Origin of the sequence: Actinopolyspora biskrensis, assembly GCF_013408175.1 — a bacterium.
Classification (GTDB): Bacteria; Actinomycetota; Actinomycetes; order Mycobacteriales; family Pseudonocardiaceae; genus Actinopolyspora; species Actinopolyspora biskrensis.
In genome coordinates this window covers 63,944-84,419 of sequence record NZ_JACBYW010000008.1, presented here as the reverse complement: position 1 = coordinate 84,419, position 20,476 = coordinate 63,944, and the positions used below count along the sequence as shown (strand labels likewise).

The following is a 20,476-nucleotide window of genomic DNA, read 5'->3' as shown; positions in this document are numbered from 1 at the left end:
TCCTCTCCCGCTCGGGGCGGCGAGTGGTCGGCACCATTCAAGTGAGCGTTAACATACGATCTTCGCACCGATAGGTCAATAATGCGAAGTTCGCATTTTTGGATCTTGATTTCATCGATGTTAACGATCACTCAACAGTGTTCCGAAACGCGACAGTCCTGTTCGACCGACGTACCAACCCAGGAGTTCTCCGTCGCCCTTCGGGGACGGCGAGCAGCGCAATCACCGATACACCTCGTGCACGGATTCAGCGGAGGACGGGAAGCGGTGAGTGTCCGGATCGCCCGGTGGCCGCCTCGAGGAACGAGACGGGGTCGGCGATCTCCGCGAGCAGGTGGACCGTTTCGCGCAGTGCCGCCGCGGGAACCTCAGGTTGCAGGTTCAACCCGTCGAGCACGTCGAGCAGATGGATCACCGACTCCATCAGCACGATGCGGACGGCCTCGCTCCAGGTCGTCACCGCGCTGGTTCCCGGCCGGGGAACGAGGGACGTCGCCGCGCGATCCCGCAACGCGGCGACCGCGCGCGGCCCGTCGGTGTAGCGGGCGATCAGCCCGGCCCGATCCAGCTCTGCTGCCGTGGACGCGGCAGCTCGGGCGACCTGGTCGGCCATCTCGTGAGCCGCCCCTCCCGGGACGTTGAAGCCACGCAGGATGTCCACCGCGGTGACCGGATTCGCGGTGATCTCCTCCGCGGTGGCGGGCGGATCGGCCACCGCGGGTGGAAACATGCCGACGTGCGCGTAGAGCGCGGCCACGTCCCAGCCGGCGCAGCGAGTCGCGCTCGACCACTGCTGCTCGGACAACGCTGTGCCGATCTCGGCCCAGCGTTCCCATACCTCCTCCAGGGCATCGATCCGGTCGCAGTGCTCGGAATCGCTCATCCGTGATCACTCCTGGAGAACGGAAGTCGCGCCGAGGTCCTGCCCCACTTCAGCGTTTCCCCGGCGCGTCCCGGAACGAAGTCGTGCGCGGCCGTGTCTGTTCTGGTGCTGTTCCGAGTCACTGGCGGGAAGACGCGACGGTCGTCCACATGCCGTTGGATTCCGGGGCGTGGTGGGTGACCGTGAGTCCGGCGGTCTCGATGCGTTGGGCCAGCTTCTCGGGCGCGAGGCGCAGCTTCGGGTAGCTGCTCTTGTGCAGCTGCCAGCCTTCGCCGGTGCGGACGTGGACGAGATCGTTGACGGTCACCGTCTCCGGACTGTCGTAGTCGAGAGCACACAGCATTATCCGTTCGTCGTCGCTGCGTACCGGAAGGAATCGGTCGGTACCGGCGAGCTGCTGGGTCAGGTCCCGATAGGTCAGCACGAGCGTCCCGCCTGCGACCAGGGCCGAAGCCACGCGGGTCAGCAACAGGTCCACGGCGTCCGGTTCGGGCAGGTGCAGGAGCGTGTCGCGCATGCACACCACGACGTCGACCGAACCGGGCGTGGTCATCTCGGGCAGCGCGTCGAGGAGGTCGCCGTGATGCGTCCGCACCGCGGGACGCGCGTGAGCGAGGTCGGCGAGTTCGTCGAGCAGTTCCCGGCTGGTGTCGACACCGACGACGGTGCCGAAGCCCATGTCGGCCAGCGCCAGGGTCTGCGGGCCGGGCCCACAGCCCAGATCCACCGCCGTCCCGGAGACGGAAGTAGCGCCGAGTTCCAGCTTCTCGAACAGTTGGCGGTCCTGAGCCGCGACCCGTTCGATGTCACCGCCCAGCATCCAGCTGTAGTGCGAAGCCAGCAGGCCGCGATAGTGCGCGGCTACATCCACGGTTCCTCCCAGGTCTCCAGGCACTTCCGAAAGACTAGCGGGAGAAGCAACCCTTTTTGCCCTGAGCGGGGGCACACGGCAAATCCGTGTGCGGTTCGAGCCCGTGATTGCGAAACTGGTGACCATGGATTCCCGAAGCAGTGACGTCTCGGCGCGCCAGGAGCGGGGCGAGACCGGAGGGTGGATCAGCACACCCGTCACCACGGACCTGCTGCGTGGTGCGCTCGACCTGGAACACACCGAGCACGGAGCGCTGCCGCACCGGCTGCCCGCCCGAGCCCGCGCCCAGTGCTCCGACGGGCAGCTGGCCATGGCGGAGGCTCAGCCTTCCGGCGTGCGCCTGGTCCTGCGTACCCGAGCCACCGCCGTCGAGCTGGACACGCTGCCCACCAAGGTGGCTTATCGGGGAGCCCCGCCCGGGCCCGACGGGGTGTACGACCTGCTCGTCGACGGTCACCTGGTCGCACGGACCAGCGTGACCGGTGGCAACCTCAGGACCGTGGACATGACCACCGGCTCCGTCGAGACCCGGACCGGCCCGGTCGGTACGGCCCGGTTCTCCGGGCTATCCGCCGAGCCGAAGGAGCTCGAGATCTGGCTGCCGCACAACGAGATCACCCAGCTGGTCGAACTGCGCGCCGACGCCCCCGTCGAAGCCGTGCCGGACCGGGGCCGGCAAGTGTGGCTGCACCACGGCAGCTCGATCAGCCACGGCTCCGACGCGGCGAGCCCCACCACGACCTGGCCTGCGCTGGCGGCTTTCCGCGGCGGTGTGGAGCTGATCAACCTGGGGCTGGGCGGCAGCGCGCTGCTCGACCCGTTCACCGCCCGTGCCCTGCGCGACACCCCGGCGGAGCTGATCAGCGTCAAGCTCGGCATCAACCTGGTCAACGCCGATCTGATGCGGCTGCGCGCCTTCACACCTGCCGTGCACGGTTTCCTCGACACCGTCCGAGAGGGCCATCCCAGTACCCCGCTGCTGGTCGTCTCCCCCATCCACTGCCCCATCCACGAGGACACTCCCGGCCCCAGCGTCCCGGACTTCGGGGACTTCGAGGCGGGCAAGCTGACTTTCCGGGCCGGTGGCGACCCTGCGGAACGTGCCGCGGGCAAGCTGACGCTCAACGTCATCCGCGAGGAGCTCTCCCGCATCGTGAAGCAGCGGGCTGCCGAGGACCCGAACCTGCACCACCTCGACGGCCGGGAGCTCTACGGCGAAGCGGACACCGCCGAACTTCCGCTGCCCGATCGGCTTCACCCGGACGCGGCCACGCACCGCCGTATCGGTGAACGCTTCGCCGAACGGATCTTCGGCACCGGTGGCCCCTTCGCCGCACGCGACGACTGAGCAGTGCCGAGTTCCGAGGCAATCCGGGAAGGGCGGTGCTGCGGGCCGCCAAAAAGTGAACCATTTTCGATCAAGTTGTGTACGCGCTCCGCGAGCACGGCTAGGTTCGGCCCATGAGCGCCTCGACGGATGTGGCAGCACCGGACCGCTCCAGGAAGTCCCGATGGCTGTCGATCACGGGGTTGATCGCCCTGCTGCTTCTCGGGGCACTGTCCGCTCTCGACCGTCGCCCACCGGCCCCCCGGCCGCCGAGCGCACCGGTCTCGGAGTTCAGCGCCGCCCGCGCGATGGACCACATCGACAGGATCTCCGGGGCCCCGCGGACGCTCGGCTCGACGCAGCACGCCGAAACACGTGACTACCTGCTGGACCGCCTCGACTCGTGGGGGTGGAACACCGAGGTCCAAAGGAGCGTCGGAGCCACCCACGACACCGGCGACAGCACACGACAGCTCGCCGCGGTAACCAACGTCGTCGCCACGATGCCCGGAACCGCCCCGAGCGGAACGGTGCTGCTCGCGGCGCACTACGACTCGGTACCCGGCTCCCCCGGAGCCGCCGACGACGGTATCGGCGTGGGCGCGTTGCTGGAAACGGCCCGGGCGCTGAGCTCAGACGACGCCGAACCCCGCAACAACGTCACACTGCTGATCACCGATGCCGAGGAGCTCGGGCTGCTCGGGGCCGAGGCGTTCGTGCGGGACCACGCCGACGAGTTCGAACACACCGTACTGCTCAACCACGAGGCGCGCGGAAACTCGGGAGTGCCCACGACCTTCCGCACCACCTCCCCCAACGGGACACTGCTGGAAGTGCTGTCCCACGCGCCGGGGGCCGTGGCCAATTCCGCTTTCGAGGCCGCCTTCGAAGCGCTGCCCAACGACACCGATGTCACCCGCTTCACCGAGGGGGACCTGAACTCCTATGACACGGCCGTCACCGGAGGGGGCGCCTACTACCACACCCCGCTGGACACCCCGGAACGTCTGAGCCGGCCCTCCTTGCAGCAGATGGGCCGGGCGAGTCTGGTGATGACGCGCGAGCTCGCCGCCACCGATCTGGCTGCGGTCCGGGAAAGCGGTCACGAACTCGTGATCACGCTGCCCTGGGGGCCGGTTCGATATCCCCGGGCCGTGGAGGCGCCGCTGGCCTGGGCGATGCTCGCGCTGGCGGTGGGCGTGGTGGCACTGTCCCGACGTCGCCGTGCTCTCACCCTGCCCCACGCCGGGGCGGGTGCCGTGGCCGCGCTGGGGACGCCGGCCGCTGCCGGAGCCGCGGCGTTCGCGGTGTGGAAGGTGGCGGCGGCCGTCGATCCGGGGCAGCTCTCGGTGGCAGTCGGTGTCCCGTACCGGCCCGAGCCGTACCGGATCGCGATGCTGCTGGCGGGAGCCGGGGTGGTGCTCGGCAGCTACGCGTTGCTGCGCCGCAGGATCGGGGCGAACGCCCTCGCCCCGGGCGGGTTGCTCGCTTTCGCGCTGTTGGCGGTGTCGGCGACCTCGGCGATGCCCGGTGCGTCCTCGCTGTTGGTGCCCCCGGTGCTGCCCGTGGTGCTCGGTGCCCTGGTCACCGTGCTGATGCCAGCCCGTTGGAGAACCGGACGCGCTGCCGTGCTCCTGCTCGCGCTGGTTCCCGCCGCTGTGCTGCTCGGGCCGAACGTGCTCGGTGCTTTCGAAGTCGGCCTGGGGATGGGCGGAACGCTGGGCACGTTGTTCCTCGCGATGTTCGTGTGGTTGGCTCTGCCGCTGATCGAGAACCTCTGGACGGATCCCGGCCGCCCGCGCACCGGCACCAATCGGCGCCGCGTAGTGGTTCCGGCGCTGGGGGTCGTACTCGTCACGGCGCTCACCGCGAGCGGGCTGGTCGTCAACCGTGCCGGAGTGACCCCGCCCCGGCAGGAGCGGATTCTGTACTCCGTGGACGCCGACACCGGAAAGGCCCGCTGGGCAGCACCGGACACTCCGGACACCTCCTGGAGCCGGTCACTGCTGACACGAGGCCCGGCCGTTCTCGACGACGCTTTCCCCTGGAAGGACGACCAACGGCTCGCGCACGGCCCGGCACCGGCCGCGCAGCTGCCCGCGCCGCGGCTGGAGGTGCTCACCGACCGCGCTCGCGCCGACGGAAGCAGGGCGCTCACCCTGCGGTTGTCCTCCGCACGTGGTGTCTCCGGAGTCGGTTTGTGGATATCCGGCGAACAGGCCACGGTGCGCGCCGCCACGGTCGCGGGCAGGCAGCTGTCGATCGACGAACCGGAGGCGGGCTTCGGCATCCTCTTCGACGGCACACCCGGTTCGGGTGTCGAGGTGCGGCTGGTTCTCGAGCAGCACCGCGCCACCCTGCCCGTTCGCATCGCCGACCGCGGTCACGACCTGCGGAAGGTTCCCGGTTTCGCACCGCCCGAGGACCGAGTCCTGGTCACCCCGGCGGTAGCGGTCACCAGCACGCGAACGCTCTGAGCGGAAGGGGTTCACCACCCCGGATCCCGGGCACGACGTGCACAGGTCTCGATCAACCACCGCCCCTGCTCCGCTGGGGCACGGGCCACTGTGGTGGGCAGGAGCAACACAGGGCGCGGTGTCAGATCCTGGTCCGCCGCTCCACGACGTTCCCGTTCCACCGACAGCGACCCTCGCCGTTCGCTGTGAAGCGAGACACGTGGCGTAACACCGCCGCCGGCCCGAGCGAAAATCCGGATGCGGCCTCGAGGTGGCCGTGTTCGCGAGTCGACACCGAGAACGGGTCCGGCCGGAACGGTCGGCCGCGGTTGCAGGGTCCTCGGTCGAACGAACAATTCTCCGCCGCAGCCGGTGCTCGTCCACCGCACTCTCCGACCGGGCCCCGGTTGCGGATCCCGTGCCCACACCGGTGGGCACATCTCTCCCACCACGCGTGGCCATCCGTTTCGGTGGCCTCGTGACCCCGTTTTGCCCTGTTCGTTTCGGACGTGCCCGAAGGATGCCCATGTCTTTCCGGCTGTTGGTGCTCGCTGTCGGCACCTTCGTCGTCAACACCGGCTCGTATCTCGTAGCCGGAGTGCTCCCCGCGATCGCCGGCCACATCGGCGTGTCGGTGACGGTCGCGGGACAGCTGGTCACCGTGCACGCGCTGACGTACGCGGTCAGCGCACCCGTGCTGTCCACAATGGTGTCCAGATGGGAGCGGAGGCGGCTGTTGTGGTTTTCGCTGGGACTGTTCGCCACCAGCAACGTGGCCACGGCGCTGGCCCCGGACTTCGCCACCCTCACCGCCGCCCGTGTGCTCGGCGCGATCGGCGCGAGTCTGTTCACTCCCACGGCGGTCGTCATCGCGAGCGATCTGGTCCCGCTGGACCGGCGTGGACGGGCGGTCTCCGTGGTGCTGTCCGGGCTGACGCTGGCCACGGTGATCGGCGTGCCTACGGGAGTGCTGCTGAACGGCGTGCTCGGCTACCAGGGGCTGTTCTGGCTGGTCGCGGTGCTCGGTGTGGTGGCCGCCCTCGCGCTGCGAGCGCTTCCGGCGGTTCCCGCACCACCACCGGTCCGGCTCGGCGAACGTGTCGGTGTTCTCCGCAACCGGGCGGTCGCGCTGGTGCTGACAGTGTCCGCGCTGGCCTCCCTGGCCGATTTCGCCGGTTACACGTACGCGGCACCGATGCTCGAATCGTTGACCGGAGCAAGCGCGGGCGCGCTCGGTGTGCTGCTGTTCGTCTACGGAGCCGCCGGCGCGACCGGCAACGTGGTGGTGGGGCGCGTCACCGACAGGTTCGGCTCGGGCGTCGGGATCGTCGGATCGCTGCTGGTGCTCACCGCCGGTCTCGCTCTGCTGCCACTGGCCGGGACAGCACTTCCGGTCAGCGCCGCACTGCTGGCCCTGTGGGGCTTCGGGGGCTGGGGGATCATGCCCGCGGTGCAGCACCGGCTGATCGCGCTGAAACCGGCCATGGCCAGCGTGGTGATCGCCTTCAATTCCTCGGCGATGTATCTCGGCATGGGGCTCGGCGGCGTCACCGGTGGTGCCGTCGTCTCCCGGTGGGGCTGGGACGCGCTCGGACCGGCTTCCGCGGCCGTGGCCGTGGTCGCGTTGCTGTTGCTCCGCTGGCCCCGGAGCGGCCCACAGCGGCACGGCACCGTCGGGGACCCGACCGGAATCGCCCCGGCCTCGCCCCGGGTGGACGAGGGCTCGAGGGATTTTCCCGACGGGACCGTTCTCCCCGGAGCGGCGCGGCGCTCCTGATCACTCCGCCCGCCCGGAGCAAAAGAGGCGGTCCGCACTCCGAGGCGGGGCCGATCCGGCCGGTCAACGGGCGGTTCGGCCCCGCTCTTTCGTCCGGGACGAGCGGCGGGCACTTGATGAGCGACCCTGCTCCCCCGAGCGTCGCCGCGCGGTTCGCGCGGATTTGACTCTCCAGCGACAGGAGACTTCAGAGTGGCCAACGTGGCTGGTGAAACGCTTCTCACGATCGGCGAATTGGCCCGAACGACGGGGCTGACCGTCAAGACCATCCGATTCTGGTCCGACGCGGGACTGGTTCCACCGGCCGACCGGACCCGCGCCGGCTATCGGCTCTACGACCCCGACGCAGCTGCGTCTCGGCCTGGTCCGCACGCTGCGCGAACTGGGGGGCGGACCTCGCGACGATCAAGGAGGTGCTGGACAGCGAGGTCACGATTCCCGAAGTGGCCGAGGCGCACGCGGCGGCTCTGGAGCTGCGGATCCGTACCTTGCGGCTGCATCGTGCCGTGTTGCGGAAGGTCGCCGGTCGCGGAAGCACCGCTCCCGAGGAGATCCGACTCGTGCACAAACTGGCGCAACTGTCCGCGGACGAACGACGTGCTCTGATCAACGACTTCATCGACGACACCTTCGGCGACCTCGATCTCGGGCCGGACTTTCTGCCCATGATGCGCGGGGCCGTGCCCGAGCTGCCCGAGGAACCGACGCAGCAGCAGACCGAGGCCTGGGTGGAGCTGGCCGAACTCGTCCAGGACCCCGAATTCCGGGACGGCCTGCGCCGGGCGGCCACCGCGCAGGCCCGAGCCGCCGCGGAGGTGGGCCGCCCCAGCACCGATTCGAACCAGTCCCTGGCCACGCTGCTGCGGCAGCGGGTCGATGCCGCCACCGAAGCGGGAACCGAACCGCGCTCGCCCGCGGCGCGACCGGTGGTCGACGAGCTCGTCGCGGCCTACGCCCGCCACACCGGGCAGTCGGACGGGCCGGCCTTTCGGCCCTGGTTGCTGGAGCTGCTGGAGTCCTCCGGCGATCGACGCTACGAGCGGTACTGGCGGCTGCTGGCCGTGATCAACGGCCGGCCCGTCCCCGAAGAGGTGGCACCTGCCGCGGAATGGCTGGTCGCCGCCCTGCGGAACGGCTGAACGACCGTCACCGTGGCGCGGGTGGAGTTCCCGCGCCACACCGGTCGGCTCGGTCGGTGTGCTTCCCGGTCCGAAGACCGGCCTGTCCCCGCGGGAACTCCACGATGCGGACCGGCGCTGTCCGCGGTCCCACGGCAACACCGCCACGCGGGAGTCCTCGGTGGGTGTGAGTCCGCGGAAGCCCGGGTACGAACGAAGCGGAATCCGGCACGGGGCGAGGAGTTCGGGATGTCTTCGATGCGCGCTGTTCAGGTCGCCGAGCCCGGTGGCCCACTGGAGCTGGTCGACCGGGAAGTACCAGAGGTCTCCGCGGGTGAGGTGCGGGTCCGGGTCGAGGCCTGCGGAATCTGTCACAGCGACATGTGGGCCAAGGAGGGCGTGCTGCCGAGCACGCCCTACCCGATCGTTCCCGGTCACGAGATCGTGGGGGTGATCGACGAGGTCGGAACCGGTGTGCGGGGTTCGTGGCAACGCGGGCAACGGGTGGGCGTGGGCTGGTTCGGTGGTGCCTGTTACCACTGCGAATCGTGCCGCCGTGGGGACTTCATCACCTGCGCCAACGGCAGGGTGCCCGGTATTACTTTCGACGGGGGTTATGCCGAGGCGGTGGTGGTGCCCGCCGACGCCTTGGCGCGGATGCCCGAGCAGCTCTCCGCCATCGAGGCGGCTCCCCTGCTGTGTGCCGGGGTCACCACTTATCACGCGTTGCGGGAGAGCGTGGCTCGCCCGGGAGACCGCGTCGCCGTACTCGGTGTGGGCGGCCTGGGGCATCTCGGCATTCAGATCGCAGCCAGAATGGGCATGGAGGTCGTCGCGATCTCCCGGGGCTCGGAGAAAGCGGAACTCGCTCGTGAGCTCGGCGCGCACGAGCACATCGACAGCGAAGCCACGGATCCGGGACAAGCGCTGGCCGCGACGGGCGGCGCGACAGTGGTGCTGGCCACGGCGGCCAGTGGGGCCGCTGCCGCTCGCGTGCTGCCCGGACTCGCCCCTCGAGGGCAGCTGCTCGTCCTCGGCGCTGCGAGCGATCCGCTCGAGGTGGCACCACCTTCCCTGATAACGCCGGCTGCCTCGATCGTGGGGCATCCCTCCGGGACCTCGAAGGACTCCGAGGACACGTTGCGGTTCAGCAGGCTGACCGGTGTCCGGCCGATGATCGACACCATGCCACTGGCCAAGGCCGCCCAGGCCTACGAGCGGATGATGAGCAACCAGGCCCGGTTCCGCGTCGTCCTGACCATGTAGCAGCTCGCCTCGGAACGGTTGTCCGACCGGACCACCGCGGCTGTGTCGGCCCGCGGAGGTCCTTACCTCGCCGCGGGGGAGCTGAACGGTGCCGAACTCGACGTCCGGCCGTTCGGACTCGTGACGAGAAGCGCCCCCGAGGCGGCCGACAACTTGGTCAGGAGCGCTGCGCGTTGACGATCTCGAGCAGCGAGGCGATGCGTTCACGGCTGAACTCCTGCCCCAGGAAGGTGGGCAGCCGGTCCAGCGGGAACGACTCCATCATGCTCACCAGCCCCGGATCGCTCAGTGCGGCGGAGAGGGTGTCCGCCCCGGGGGCCTGTTCGAGCATCCGCTGCAGCACCTGCCGGGCCTGTGGGTCACGCAGCAACTCCCCGAGGGAGGATTCCAGGGTCAGCGGTGTGCGCGTCTCGTCGCCGGTGACTTCGACCGTTCCGTCCAGCCTGATGTCACGGCTGGAAGCTCCCACCGCGACGGTGTACTCGCCTCCCTCCACCACCCAGCTTCCGAACCGGGTGTCCCAGTGGGCCAGGTCTTTCCTGCGCAGTTCGACCGTCACCTCGCGCTGCTGTCCGGCTTCCAGCTCGACGCTCGCGAAGCCCTTGAGCTCCCGCGGCGGGCGGGTCACCGTGGAGCCGGGCACTCCCGTGTAGACCTGCACGACTTCGCGTCCCGCGCGTCGTCCGGTGTTGGTGACCGTCGCACGCACCGTTATTCCCGCCTCGTCGGCCCGCAGCGAGAGGTCCGAGTAGGTAAAGGACGTGTAGGACAGTCCGTGGCCGAACGGGAATCGCACGGAGAAGTCCCTGGCGTCGTACCACCGGTACCCGACGAACAGTCCCTCTCCGTAGCGCACGTGGCCGTGCTCTCCGGGGAAGTCGAGGAAAGCCGGGGTGTCGGCCAAACGCATCGGGACGGTCTCGGTGAGCCGCCCGGAGGGATTGACGTCGCCGTAGAGCACATCGGCCAGCGCCCCGCCGCCGGCCTGTCCGAGCAACCACCCCTCGACCAGCGCGGGAACCCGGTCGACGAACGGTGCCGGATCCACGACACTGCCGTTGGACAGCACGACGACGGTGCGCGGGTTGGCTTCGAGCACGGCGTCGAGAAGTTCCAGCTGCGGGGTGGGCAGCCGCAGGTCCTCCCGGTCGTACCCTTCGGACTCCGCGGAGTCGGGCAGCCCGAGGAACACGAGGGCGACCTCGGAGTCGGCAGCGGCTTCGACGGCTTCCCGGCGCAGCGGGTCCTGGTCGGTTTCGGCCCCGTCGAAGGTGAAACCGGCGGCGAAGGTGACGTGTTCACTCCCGGCGCGGGTGCGGAGCGCTTCGAGCGCACTGTCCAGGGCGGTCGGGTTGATCAACGAGCTGCCCGCGCCCTGATAGCGCGGAGTGCGGGCGAACTCGCCGATGGCGGCGACGGAGGTGTCCGCGGCCAACGGCAGCACCCCGTCCGCGTTCTTCAGCAGCACGACACTGCGTCCGGCCACCTCGCGGGCGAGTTCGTGGTGCGTGCGGAGGTCGGGTTCCTGAGCCTCGTGGGATTCCGAGCCCGTGGCGCGTCCGACCAGTCGCACCAGCCGGGAAGCCGCCGTGTCCAGTGTGTTCTCGTCGAGCTCTCCCGAACGCACGGCCGCGGCGAGTCGCTCGTCGGCCTCGCTGCCGCCGGCGGGCATCTCCAGGTCGAGTCCCGCTCCGACGGCAGCAGCGCGTTCGTTCACCGCGCCCCAGTCGGACACGACGAGTCCGTCGAATCCCCACTCCTCGCGCAGCACCGTGTCGAGCAGCCACGAGTTCTCGGCGGCGTAGACGCCGTTGACGCGGTTGTACGAGCACATGACGGTCCAGGGCTGTTCCTCGGTCACGACACGTTCGAAACCGCGCAGGTAGATCTCCCGCAGCGGACGCTCGTCGATGTCGGCACTGACCCGCATCCGGTCGTGTTCCTGGTTGTTGGCGGCGAAGTGCTTCGGCGAGGCACCGACACCCCGGCTCTGCAGGCCGCGCACGAGCGCGCTCGCCAGCACACCGCTCACGATCGGGTCCTCGGAGAAGTACTCGAAGTTGCGCCCGCACAACGGGGAACGTTTGATGTTGAGTCCGGGGCCGAGCAACACGTGAACCCCCGCGGCGCGTGCCTCCGCGCCGAGGGCCCGGCCGACGCGTTCCAGCAGTTCCGGGTCGAAGGCGGACCCCATGGCCACGGCCGGGGGAAAGCACGTGGCCGGGACGCTGTCCCCGAGTCCGAGGTGATCACCGTTGCCGGACTGTTTGCGAACCCCGTGCGGACCGTCCGTGAGCACGATCGAAGGAAGGCTCAACCGTACGACGGGGGTGGTGTGCCAGAACCCTTTCCCACTGGTGAGCGCGGCCTTCTCCTCGAGCGTGAGGGCGGCTACGAGTTTCTCCGGAGGCGAGGTGGTGCCGTCCGTGGTGTCGGTCATGAATATCCGTGATCTCCGGTTCGGATGCGTCGAAGTCCCGGTCCACCTGGCGAGCCGTTACCCCGGGCGCGACGGTGAGCCACCAAAACCGTATAGCATTCCGCTCTCGCTCATGAGCCGTCCGAGTCGACGGGAGCGTGCGGACGTGCCCGGCACGGAGTGGAAGCGAGTCGTGGAGAGCTGCTCGGTCGTGCGCAGCGCTTCGCCGGCTCGGCTCTCATACGGCCCTACCGGGTTTCCTGATGTGATCAGCATCAAAAACATGCGTACCAGGGTTGAAAAACTTGCGTCATGGGTCCAGAATTTTTGGTGTAAGCCCTAGGGGAGAGAAGACGGACCGGGAGGTGACCACGAGCTTTCCTCTTCGCTCTCGCTTTCCTTCTCGGGCCGCTCGACGGCGACGGAGCCCCTCCGCCCCGCGTCGGCCGCCCGCACTTCCTGCAAGTTGCTGATCGAACACTGCTTTGGTTGTGAGTGGGAAAGGAGTCCACCGAGATGACCACGACATTCGACCCGCTGTTTCGTGACCTGAACAGGCTGGCCACCGAGGTTTTCGGCAGTGATCGCGCTCCCCAGTCGATGGCCATGGACGTCCACCGCGTCGGAGACGACTACGTGGTCGAGTTCGATCTCCCCGGTGTCGACCCGAGCACACTGGAGGTCAGTGCCGAGAACCGTACGCTGACCGTGCGCGCCGAACGTGGAACCCGCCGGAGCAACCGGTCGGATTCCGAGGTCAGCTATGTGGCCGCGGAACGTCCGCGGGGCACTTTCTCCCGGCAGCTCTCGCTCGGTGACGGGTTGGACGTGGACAACATCAGCGCCGATTACACGGACGGGGTGCTGACCGTGACGCTGCCGGTCGCCGATCAGGCGAAACCTCGGCAGGTCAAGGTCGAGCACGGGGGTGGTCGTCGGGTCATCGAGAGCGGAAACAGCTGACCCCCCGACGGATCTCGTCCCGCAACGGGCGTGAACACCGACTCCGAGGATCAGGAGGCACCGTGCCCGACGGCCCAGGTCCCACCGACCGCGCTGCCGACGCGTTCGACGACGCCGACTATCCGGCCTACACCATGGGTCGCGCCTCCGAGATCCTCGGGGTCACCCCCGACTTCCTGCGCAGTCTGGACAACAGCACAGAGCTGCTGATGCCGACACGCTCCGGGGGTGGCCACCGCCGTTACAGTCGCAAACAGCTGCGGCTGGCCGCTCGAGTGCGCGAGCTGCTCGACCAGAAGCACACGCTCCTGAGCGCGGCGTCCCGCATAGCCGAACTCGAACGCGACCTTCAGGAGACGCGGGCGCGTCTGGCCGAGTTCGAAGAACCACCTCCGGAGCGGTAGCGTTCTCAGTTGACGCGCGCGGCGTAGCCCTCGGGAAGTTCCTCGGGAGACTTCGCGACGACGTGCTCGTCGTTCTCGCCGCGGTCCTCCAGGAAGGTGATCGCCGCGAATTCGGGGACGGTGTAGATCGGATAGGTGGGCCCCTGGTCGCGGTAGTGCGTCATCTCGTCCAGGTGGTCGTTCTGGAAGCACACGGTGCGTTCCGGATGCTGGTGCACCCACCGCGGGAAGAAGATCACACCGTGCAGTCGCCGTTCGGCGAGCAGCACGTTGACGCTGACCGAGGTTCCCGTGGGTTCGTTCCAGGACACCTTGTAGCTGTTCTCCCCGAGCCGGACGAGGTCGACGGGCTGGTCCTTGACCCAGCGGCCACCGACCATCCCGCTGTGGATGCGGTAGTCGATCGTCGTGGAGTTCTTCACGTACATCTCGTACCGCCAGCCGTTGTCATAGGTGTAGATGAAGTGTTTTCCGAGTATGCCGGTCAGGTCCTGGGGAGGGGCCGCCGAGGACACGGCTGTCATCGTGCATCTCCTGTCGCTTCGTTGTACTGACAACTTCATTTTGCTACAAACTAGTTTTGTAGAAAAGTTAAGATGTGCCACAGCGAGCCGCTGGACGACGAACCATGGGCGATGTCGCCCCACCCGACCGATCGAGGTGGAACACGCCACCGCTGATCCGCGCCAAGATCGCGATCGTCACGCCCTTCGAGGCGGCGGTCACGGCCTTGCGATCACCGACACCCTCCGCGGGGTGCGCCTACTGTCTCCCAAGTTGGCATTGCGTCACGGTGACGTCCGGAGCGAACAAGAACGCGGGACGAGGAAACGGCGGATGTGCGGCCAGCCCCACCCGGCGGGCTCGTCACATCACGGCATCGCTCGACGGCCCCGCGCCCGGAGGGCATCCGGCGCCCCTGGCGGCACCATCGCACCCACCACATGAGTCCACAACAGAGTAATTTTGCAGCAAATCTAAATGTGGCACGATGAACCGATGGACATCGCCACCTCGCTCAGTCGTCTACTCGGCCCCCTGCGCAGAGCCGTGCTGCGTTCGACCCGAGCCGCCGGGGAGCTCCCCGACCTGCCCGAAGCCCAGATCGAACTGCTGCGCGCACTGTCCGCCGAAGGCCCCATGGGCACCAAGGCGACAGCGGAACGGCTGCGCACCTCTCCCGCCACGGTCAGCAATCTCGTACGGACGATGAGCTCCGCCGGACTGATAGACAGACAGACCTCGCGGAGTGACCTGCGCACCGTGAACCTGTCGGTGACCACCACCGCACAGCAGCTGTTGGACCGTTACGACACAGCCAGCAGGACCACGTTGGAACAGGCGATGGCCGGTCTCTCCGCCGAGGACCGCGACGCCCTGGTCAGGGCCGTTCCCGCGCTGGAGCGGCTGACCGCAGAGCTGGACTCGCACTCGGCGCACAAACCGGGCAGCGCCGGGCGTGCCGAGGAGTGAGGCACCGCCCTCGCCTCATGGCGGTCCGTACAACTACTCCAACGGCAGTTCCTGCCAGCTCGCTCCACCGTCGACGGTACGCAGTACCACCCCGTGCTCCCCCGTTCCGGAGCCGTGAACAGCCACTCCGTGGACGGGGTCCTGGAAGTCCAGGTCGAGCAACGAGGGCGGCTCCCGACGCAGCGCCGTTTCCCAGCTGTCCCCGGCGTCCGTGGAGCGGAACAGGAACCCGAATCCGCCTCCCACCGAACTCACCAACGCCGAAAGCGGTGTGGGAACGGCGAGACCGCGAGTTATTCCGGGGGCGGGGGCTCTTCCGAGCGTCTCGAACGGCGCACCGTTCACCGAGCACTTCAGGTCCTTGTAGGTGTGTCCGGGAGGCTGGTCCGCCTGATAGCCGCACAACGCGAAAACCGTGGCGGAGTCCCCGGCGGGCAGCGCGAGCCAGGGTGCCATGTACACCTCGGGACACGGTGGTGCCTTCTCCCGCCAGTGTCGACCGTCCTCGGTGGTCCAGTACCGACCTTCCGCCTCGCCACCGCCGAGGGTCACGAAAACCGCGTCGTCGGAAGCGACCACCGCGCCGCTACTCGGTCCGGCGAGTTCGAGCTCCGGAACCGGTTCCCAGCGCGTCTCGGACACCGGGGAGCTGAACAGTCGGGTCCGCCTGTCCTCGTCGGGCCCCGAAGTGATCACGGCGTACGCGGCGCTCGGGCCGGAGTCCACGGCCCCGACGAGGGTCTGCGAACGCGTGTCGGGAAGATCCACCTGGTGCCAGCTCGACGCGGCGTCGTGTGTGGCGAAAACGGTTTCGCCGTTGGTGACCAGCACGTCCTTCTCGTTGGCCGCGTGCACTCTGACGTGCCCGGAGAACGGAGTCACCGTCACCTCGGGAGCCGCTCGTTGTCGCCAGCTCAGCCCCCCGTTGTCGGTGTACAGCAGAGCCGCTCGAGTGGCGGTGTCATCCCGGGAGAACCCGAGGACCCAGCCACAGTGGGCGTTGGTCCACGAGGTGGAGGTCGGAACGAGCCTGTGGGGAAGCCCCGGTTCTGCCATGGTTCTCTCCTCGCCGGCGTCGTCGTGTCCGCAAGGTAGGTGGATACGGGGAGCTTCGCTGAGCAGCACCGCCGACGGGCAGTGTCGCACCGCACGGAATCGTGCGGCCGTATTTTCACGCTACCGGGGGATGACGGAACGTCGGCGGGACTTCACGGCGAGCACCTCGGTACGCCGTCCGCCCCGGAACCGGCTTCACCGAGGTTTCCCGGTCGGGTTGTCGGTGGGGCGAGGTTTTTCCTCGGTGCCGCCGGCATCGAAGGCCCCGCGAGCAACCCCCGCGACAGGGAGCACGGAAAACACCAGTCAGCGCAGTCGCCGCACCACCGTGCTCGCTCCGATCACGAGCAACAGCATGGTCAGCACCCACTGCCGTTTCGTGCTCGTGTCGACTTCCGGAGCGGGCCCCCTGCTGTCCGAAGGGCGTATCGGAGGGGGTTCCCCGGATGTGGAAGGTGGCGGTGGTGACTCCGCGGCGCCGGAAGGTGTGGAGGGGGAGGTGGGCTCCTGCGGTGTGCGGGTGGTGGGCGTACTGCTCGGCCGTGGTGATGTGTTGGTGGGGTCCGGTGTTCGGGTGGTCGGTGGTTCGGGAGGTGGCGGTTCCGGGGGCGGCTCCGGCGGTGGAACCGTGGGCTCCGGTGGGCGGGGGTTGAGATGCAGACACCCGGCCCCGTCGCTGTAGCCCCGGGCTGGCTCACTCACGAGCTCGGTCGTGTTCGCCTGCTCGTCGATTCGGTACGACTTGGCGCCTCCGGCGGTGTTGTCGGCCGTGACGTACAGCTCCCCGTGCGGGCCGCCGACCACGGATCCGTACCGCGCTGCCGGCAGCGGCACCGGTTCGCTGGAAAGCAGGTGTCCCGTCTCGGTGTCGACTGTGATCAGCACTGTCGTTCCCGCGTGGTTCGTGAGCACAGTTCGCAGCACTGCGTTCCCGGTGACGTCGAAGTCCTCGATCCGCATGGGGGGAACCAGTGCTCCCAGTCGTGTGGAGCGCACCACCGTGAGGTAATCCGGGCTGGTGGGGTCGACGTCGATGACGTGCAGGTGATGGTGGCTTGTCACGTACCACTTTCCGTCGGAGAGCGTCCCGCCCGCGGGCACTCCCACCAGCGGAACGCCGTTCGGGTCAGGGGATCCCTCGCCGGGCGTGGGGATCCGTTTCCGCCCGTGCTGGTCGAAGGTGATCACCCGCGCGAGGCCGAGTGATGTGGTCACCAGGCCGTAGGTCAGCCCTTCGTCCGCGGAGTGTCCGAGCGCGTCGACCCGCCGGTCGAACTCCCGCAGCGCGGTGACTCTGCCCTCGGGCAGTACGACGCGCTCGAGCGTCGAACCTCTCCCGTGCTGCTCCGTCCGTACGCGCAGGATCGGACAGTCGTCCCCCGGAGGTGTCGCCGTGACCGGGGCGGGAACCAGCACCGACACGAGGAACAGGACGGACAACGGTGCCGCGGCTGCACGCAGCGGGAAACGCGGTCGAGGCATCACTTGTCCACGAGTCTGTCGAGGGCCCACCGGAACGCGGTCGGTTCGATCCTCGACTCTCCGGCGAACGGGTTCTGCAGGTGGTAGATGGCGAACACCAGCAACGCGAGGGTCGCCGCCAGGGTGGCCACGATTACCACGTGGGGGATCAGTCTGGTTCCGCCGAACAGGTTCGGCAGCAGCACGACAAGAACGCTGCCCAGCACGAGCACGAACCAGACCACGGTGGTCACGTCGCGGTGGAACGCGGTGGTCAGCCTGTCCTGCCGTTGGCGATAGACGTCCTGCAGCCGGTCCATCGCTTCGGCTTTGCGGCCTTCCTCCCAGTCTCCGGAGGCCTGCGCGTCGAGTACGACCTGCTTGATGCGGCCGAGTTCGCGCCAACCGTCATCGGAGACGGTGGTATCCGCGCGCATATTGGGCCATTCGCGTTCGATGACCGTGCGGGCGTAGGAGGCGGTGAGCTCGTGGACCCGCTGCCCCGTCGGTTCCGGTAGCGCGTCAGCCGCCCAGGAGACGGCAACGAGATTTCGGGCTTCCTGGTAGGCGCCCTCGCGAGCGGTCCCCACGGAGTCGAACAGTGTCACCATGACGAAACCGAGCACGACCGCGTGCATACCGCTGACGATCACGAACACTTGCCCGGCAGCGTCGTTGTTGCCCGGGCGGCCCTCGTCCAGCCCGAACTTGCGCACCAGGTAACCGACCAGCCCGGCCGTCACGGCGGCGGCACACACCCACAGCGAGCCACTGACGTAAAGGTTCATTCACTCCTCTCCCCCCGGTTCAGGTGGGCAGGGTCCGGGGCGGTACTGGTACTGCGCGTGGTTCCTCCCACGGCGGATCCGCCGGTTTCCGGGGTCAGCAACTCTCCGACCTCGCAGTCCAATGCGCTGCAGATGACATCCAAATCGGACAATTTCAGGCTGATCGGAGTGCCGGACCACAGGCCCGACAGCTTTCCCGCGGAGACGTGCAACCCGTGTTCGGCCAATCGGTTTTGCAGTTCACCGGCTTTCCAGATACCGCGGTGCGCCGCCACGAGCCGCAGATTCCACTTCACCGCTTCGTCCTCTCCGGCGTCGACACCTCACCGTCGTCGCCTCTGTCGACACATGTTCGGATTTTCCGACATTGCACCGGCTCCCACTGATCGAAAGCCCCCCTGACACTAATATCCGGCAATTCTTTTTTTGACAACTCCTCCGCGGGAAATACCCGATCGTGCCAGTTGCCACCGATGGAGCACCGCTCCCGTGCTTCCCGGGAAAACCAATCGCCCGTGCCGCGCATCACGCATTTGTTCGCCAACGAGACCCGAAAGGCGGCTTGTCGATCACATTGCGTTCGAAACAAGCGGCCAAAACGGTGATTTCCGCGCGTGCGCAACCCGATGACCGGCGACAAAAGTTCCACTTTCGAGTGACTTTGCGGCCGTTTTTTCCGCTGATAATGTCTTCCCCGTCGACTTCGGGAAAATTTTTCGATTCCGGGGAGACATTCGAAATTGACGGATGTGCATTTTCCGATCGCTGCGCACCCGTCCATCGGTACGACGAGATTGGTTCGCCGAAGATGACCACACCGGAGACCTCCGGAGACCGCACGTACGCACAGTCGAGTCTGGGAACCGACGCCGCCCGCAATTTGGCGACGACGACCAAGTCGGCGCCGCAGATGCAGGGGATCTCCTCGCGGTGGTTGCTGCGGATGCTGCCCTGGGTGCAATCCAACGGCGGTGTGTACCGCGTCAATCGCCGACTGACCTATTTGCTCGGTGACGGTCGGTTGACCTTCGTCAACACCGGTGCCGAGGTACGGGTGATCCCGCAGGAGCTGCGGGAACTTCCGCTGCTGCGCGGGTTCGACGACGAGTCGGCGCTGGCCGCGCTGGCCGACCGGTTCGTCCAGGAGGAGCACGTCCCGGGAGACGTGATCGTCGAACGGGGCGGTCCGGCCGACCGGGTGGTGCTGATGGCACACGGCAAGGCCAACCGGATCGGCCCCGGCGAGTACGGCGAGGACACCGTGCTCGACGTTCTCGCCGACGGCGAATACGTGGGAGCGCACACACTGGCCGACGACACCGGCTCCTGGGGCTACACCGTCAAGGCCATCACCGCCTGCACCGTGCTGACCCTCTCGCGTCGAACGCTCGAGGAAATCCCCGGTGCTCAGGAGCTGCGCTCACACATACAGGAAACGCAACAAAGCCCGAACCCCCCGCACAACTCCTACGGTGAAGCCGCCATCGACATCGCCTCCGGCCACGTTGGTGAGCCGCCGTTGGCGGGGACGTACGTGGATTACGAGCCGGCTCCCCGGGAGTACGAGCTCAGCGTGGCCCAGACGGTGTTGCGGGTGCACAGCCGGGTGGCCGATCTGTACAACCAGCCGATGAACCAGACCGAGCAGCAGTTGCGGCTGACCATCGAGGCGCTGCGCGAGCGCCAGGAGGAGGAGCTGGTCAACAACCGCGAGTTCGGGCTGCTGCACAACGCCGACCTCACCCAGCGCCTCCACACCCGAAGCGGCCCGCCCACCCCCGACGACCTCGACGAACTCCTCGCGCTCGTGTGGAAGGACGCGGGATTCTTCCTGGCCCACCCGAAGGTGATATCCGCCTTCGGACGGGAGTGCAACCGCCGCGGCATCTATCCGGAGAGTACCGACATCAACGGCCACCAGGTCCCCTCCTGGCGCGGAATCCCCCTGCTTCCCTGCAACAAACTGCACGTCAGCGACACACGAACCAGTTCGGTACTGCTGATGCGAACGGGCGAGCACAACCAGGGGGTGATCGGCCTGCATCAGACGGGCATCCCCGACGAGTACCAGCCGGGTCTGTCGGTGCGGTTCATGGGCATCGACGAGAAGGCGATCCTCTCCTACCTCGTCAGCGCCTACTACTCCGCCGCCGTGCTGGTCCCCGACGCACTCGGAGTGCTCGAACACGTCGAGATCGGGCGACAGGACTGAGC

The 20,476-nt window shown here is 68.0% G+C and carries 17 protein-coding genes and 1 pseudogene; 10 read left to right on the top strand and 8 right to left on the bottom strand.

The features are described from left to right. Positions 1–247 precede the first annotated feature (247 nt). Together FHR84_RS19380 and FHR84_RS19375 are read right to left on the bottom strand one after the other, a co-directional pair. Positions 248–883: a maleylpyruvate isomerase N-terminal domain-containing protein gene (locus FHR84_RS19380; RefSeq protein ID WP_179536968.1), complete on the bottom strand. Its 636-nt coding sequence runs from the start codon at positions 881–883 to the stop codon at positions 248–250. Positions 884–1,001: 118 nt separating this feature from the next. Beyond that, on the bottom strand, positions 1,002–1,778 hold the full coding sequence (locus tag FHR84_RS19375) for a methyltransferase domain-containing protein (RefSeq protein WP_218863413.1): 777 nt from the start codon (positions 1,776–1,778) through the stop codon (positions 1,002–1,004). A 100-nt stretch (positions 1,779–1,878) separates the two neighbouring features. Between FHR84_RS19375 and FHR84_RS19370 the strand changes: the two genes are divergently transcribed. The 6 genes and pseudogenes from FHR84_RS19370 to FHR84_RS19350 all read left to right on the top strand — a co-directional run bounded on the left by FHR84_RS19370 (position 1,879) and on the right by FHR84_RS19350 (position 9,698). Further along, the gene (locus tag FHR84_RS19370) at positions 1,879–3,102 is read left to right on the top strand and encodes a GDSL-type esterase/lipase family protein (RefSeq protein WP_179536966.1); all 1,224 of its coding nucleotides are present in this window, start codon (positions 1,879–1,881) and stop codon (positions 3,100–3,102) included. Between the two features lie 113 nt (positions 3,103–3,215). Beyond that, complete coding sequence (locus FHR84_RS19365) at positions 3,216–5,558, top strand: M20/M25/M40 family metallo-hydrolase (protein WP_179536965.1); 2,343 nt, start codon at positions 3,216–3,218, stop codon at positions 5,556–5,558. Positions 5,559–6,063: 505 nt separating this feature from the next. Then, positions 6,064–7,314: an MFS transporter gene (locus tag FHR84_RS19360; RefSeq protein WP_179536964.1), complete on the top strand. Its 1,251-nt coding sequence runs from the start codon at positions 6,064–6,066 to the stop codon at positions 7,312–7,314. Between the two features lie 192 nt (positions 7,315–7,506). Beyond that, positions 7,507–7,602: pseudogene (locus tag FHR84_RS23550) on the top strand (MerR family DNA-binding transcriptional regulator); the annotation flags it as partial. Between the two features lie 125 nt (positions 7,603–7,727). Then, positions 7,728–8,453, top strand: a complete 726-nt coding sequence (locus tag FHR84_RS19355; protein ID WP_425489965.1) for a hypothetical protein — start codon at positions 7,728–7,730, stop codon at positions 8,451–8,453. A gap of 228 nt (positions 8,454–8,681) precedes the next feature. Then, the gene (locus FHR84_RS19350; protein WP_179536963.1) at positions 8,682–9,698 is read left to right on the top strand and encodes an alcohol dehydrogenase catalytic domain-containing protein; all 1,017 of its coding nucleotides are present in this window, start codon (positions 8,682–8,684) and stop codon (positions 9,696–9,698) included. Positions 9,699–9,855: 157 nt separating this feature from the next. On the opposite strand, the gene FHR84_RS19345 is transcribed toward FHR84_RS19350, so the two are convergent. Continuing rightward, a complete protein-coding gene (locus tag FHR84_RS19345) occupies positions 9,856–12,138 on the bottom strand; it encodes a glycoside hydrolase family 3 C-terminal domain-containing protein (protein ID WP_179536962.1) in 2,283 nt (760 codons plus the stop codon). Between the two features lie 495 nt (positions 12,139–12,633). Here FHR84_RS19345 and FHR84_RS19340 point away from each other — a divergent pair, with 495 nt between their 5' ends. Together FHR84_RS19340 and FHR84_RS19335 are read left to right on the top strand one after the other, a co-directional pair. Next, entirely contained in the window at positions 12,634–13,080 is a 447-nt protein-coding gene (locus FHR84_RS19340) for an Hsp20/alpha crystallin family protein (RefSeq protein ID WP_179536961.1), read from the top strand. A 134-nt stretch (positions 13,081–13,214) separates the two neighbouring features. Continuing rightward, complete coding sequence (locus FHR84_RS19335) at positions 13,215–13,484, top strand: MerR family transcriptional regulator (protein ID WP_179537042.1); 270 nt, start codon at positions 13,215–13,217, stop codon at positions 13,482–13,484. 5 nt (positions 13,485–13,489) lie between these two features. On the opposite strand, the gene FHR84_RS19330 is transcribed toward FHR84_RS19335, so the two are convergent. Then, positions 13,490–14,008 (bottom strand): phenolic acid decarboxylase, encoded by a 519-nt coding sequence (locus FHR84_RS19330; RefSeq protein ID WP_281361418.1) that lies wholly within the window; start codon positions 14,006–14,008, stop codon positions 13,490–13,492. Between the two features lie 475 nt (positions 14,009–14,483). On the opposite strand from FHR84_RS19330, the gene FHR84_RS19325 reads away from it, so the two are divergent. Beyond that, positions 14,484–14,957: a MarR family winged helix-turn-helix transcriptional regulator gene (locus FHR84_RS19325; protein ID WP_179536960.1), complete on the top strand. Its 474-nt coding sequence runs from the start codon at positions 14,484–14,486 to the stop codon at positions 14,955–14,957. A 33-nt stretch (positions 14,958–14,990) separates the two neighbouring features. Here FHR84_RS19325 and FHR84_RS19320 read toward each other — a convergent pair whose 3' ends face one another. The 4 genes from FHR84_RS19320 to FHR84_RS19305 all read right to left on the bottom strand — a co-directional run bounded on the left by FHR84_RS19320 (position 14,991) and on the right by FHR84_RS19305 (position 18,558). After that, positions 14,991–16,013, bottom strand: a complete 1,023-nt coding sequence (locus tag FHR84_RS19320) for a WD40/YVTN/BNR-like repeat-containing protein (protein WP_179536959.1) — start codon at positions 16,011–16,013, stop codon at positions 14,991–14,993. Positions 16,014–16,319: 306 nt separating this feature from the next. Further along, a complete protein-coding gene (locus tag FHR84_RS19315; protein ID WP_179536958.1) occupies positions 16,320–17,495 on the bottom strand; it encodes a hypothetical protein in 1,176 nt (391 codons plus the stop codon). After that, positions 17,495–18,262 (bottom strand): bestrophin-like domain, encoded by a 768-nt coding sequence (locus FHR84_RS19310; protein WP_179536957.1) that lies wholly within the window; start codon positions 18,260–18,262, stop codon positions 17,495–17,497. Before FHR84_RS19310 ends, FHR84_RS19315 begins: the two co-directional genes overlap by 1 nt. Beyond that, entirely contained in the window at positions 18,259–18,558 is a 300-nt protein-coding gene (locus FHR84_RS19305) for a helix-turn-helix domain-containing protein (RefSeq protein WP_179536956.1), read from the bottom strand. Before FHR84_RS19305 ends, FHR84_RS19310 begins: the two co-directional genes overlap by 4 nt. 512 nt (positions 18,559–19,070) lie before the next feature. Here FHR84_RS19305 and FHR84_RS19300 point away from each other — a divergent pair. Beyond that, the gene (locus tag FHR84_RS19300) at positions 19,071–20,474 is read left to right on the top strand and encodes a family 2B encapsulin nanocompartment shell protein (protein ID WP_179536955.1); all 1,404 of its coding nucleotides are present in this window, start codon (positions 19,071–19,073) and stop codon (positions 20,472–20,474) included. Positions 20,475–20,476 lie beyond the last annotated feature (2 nt).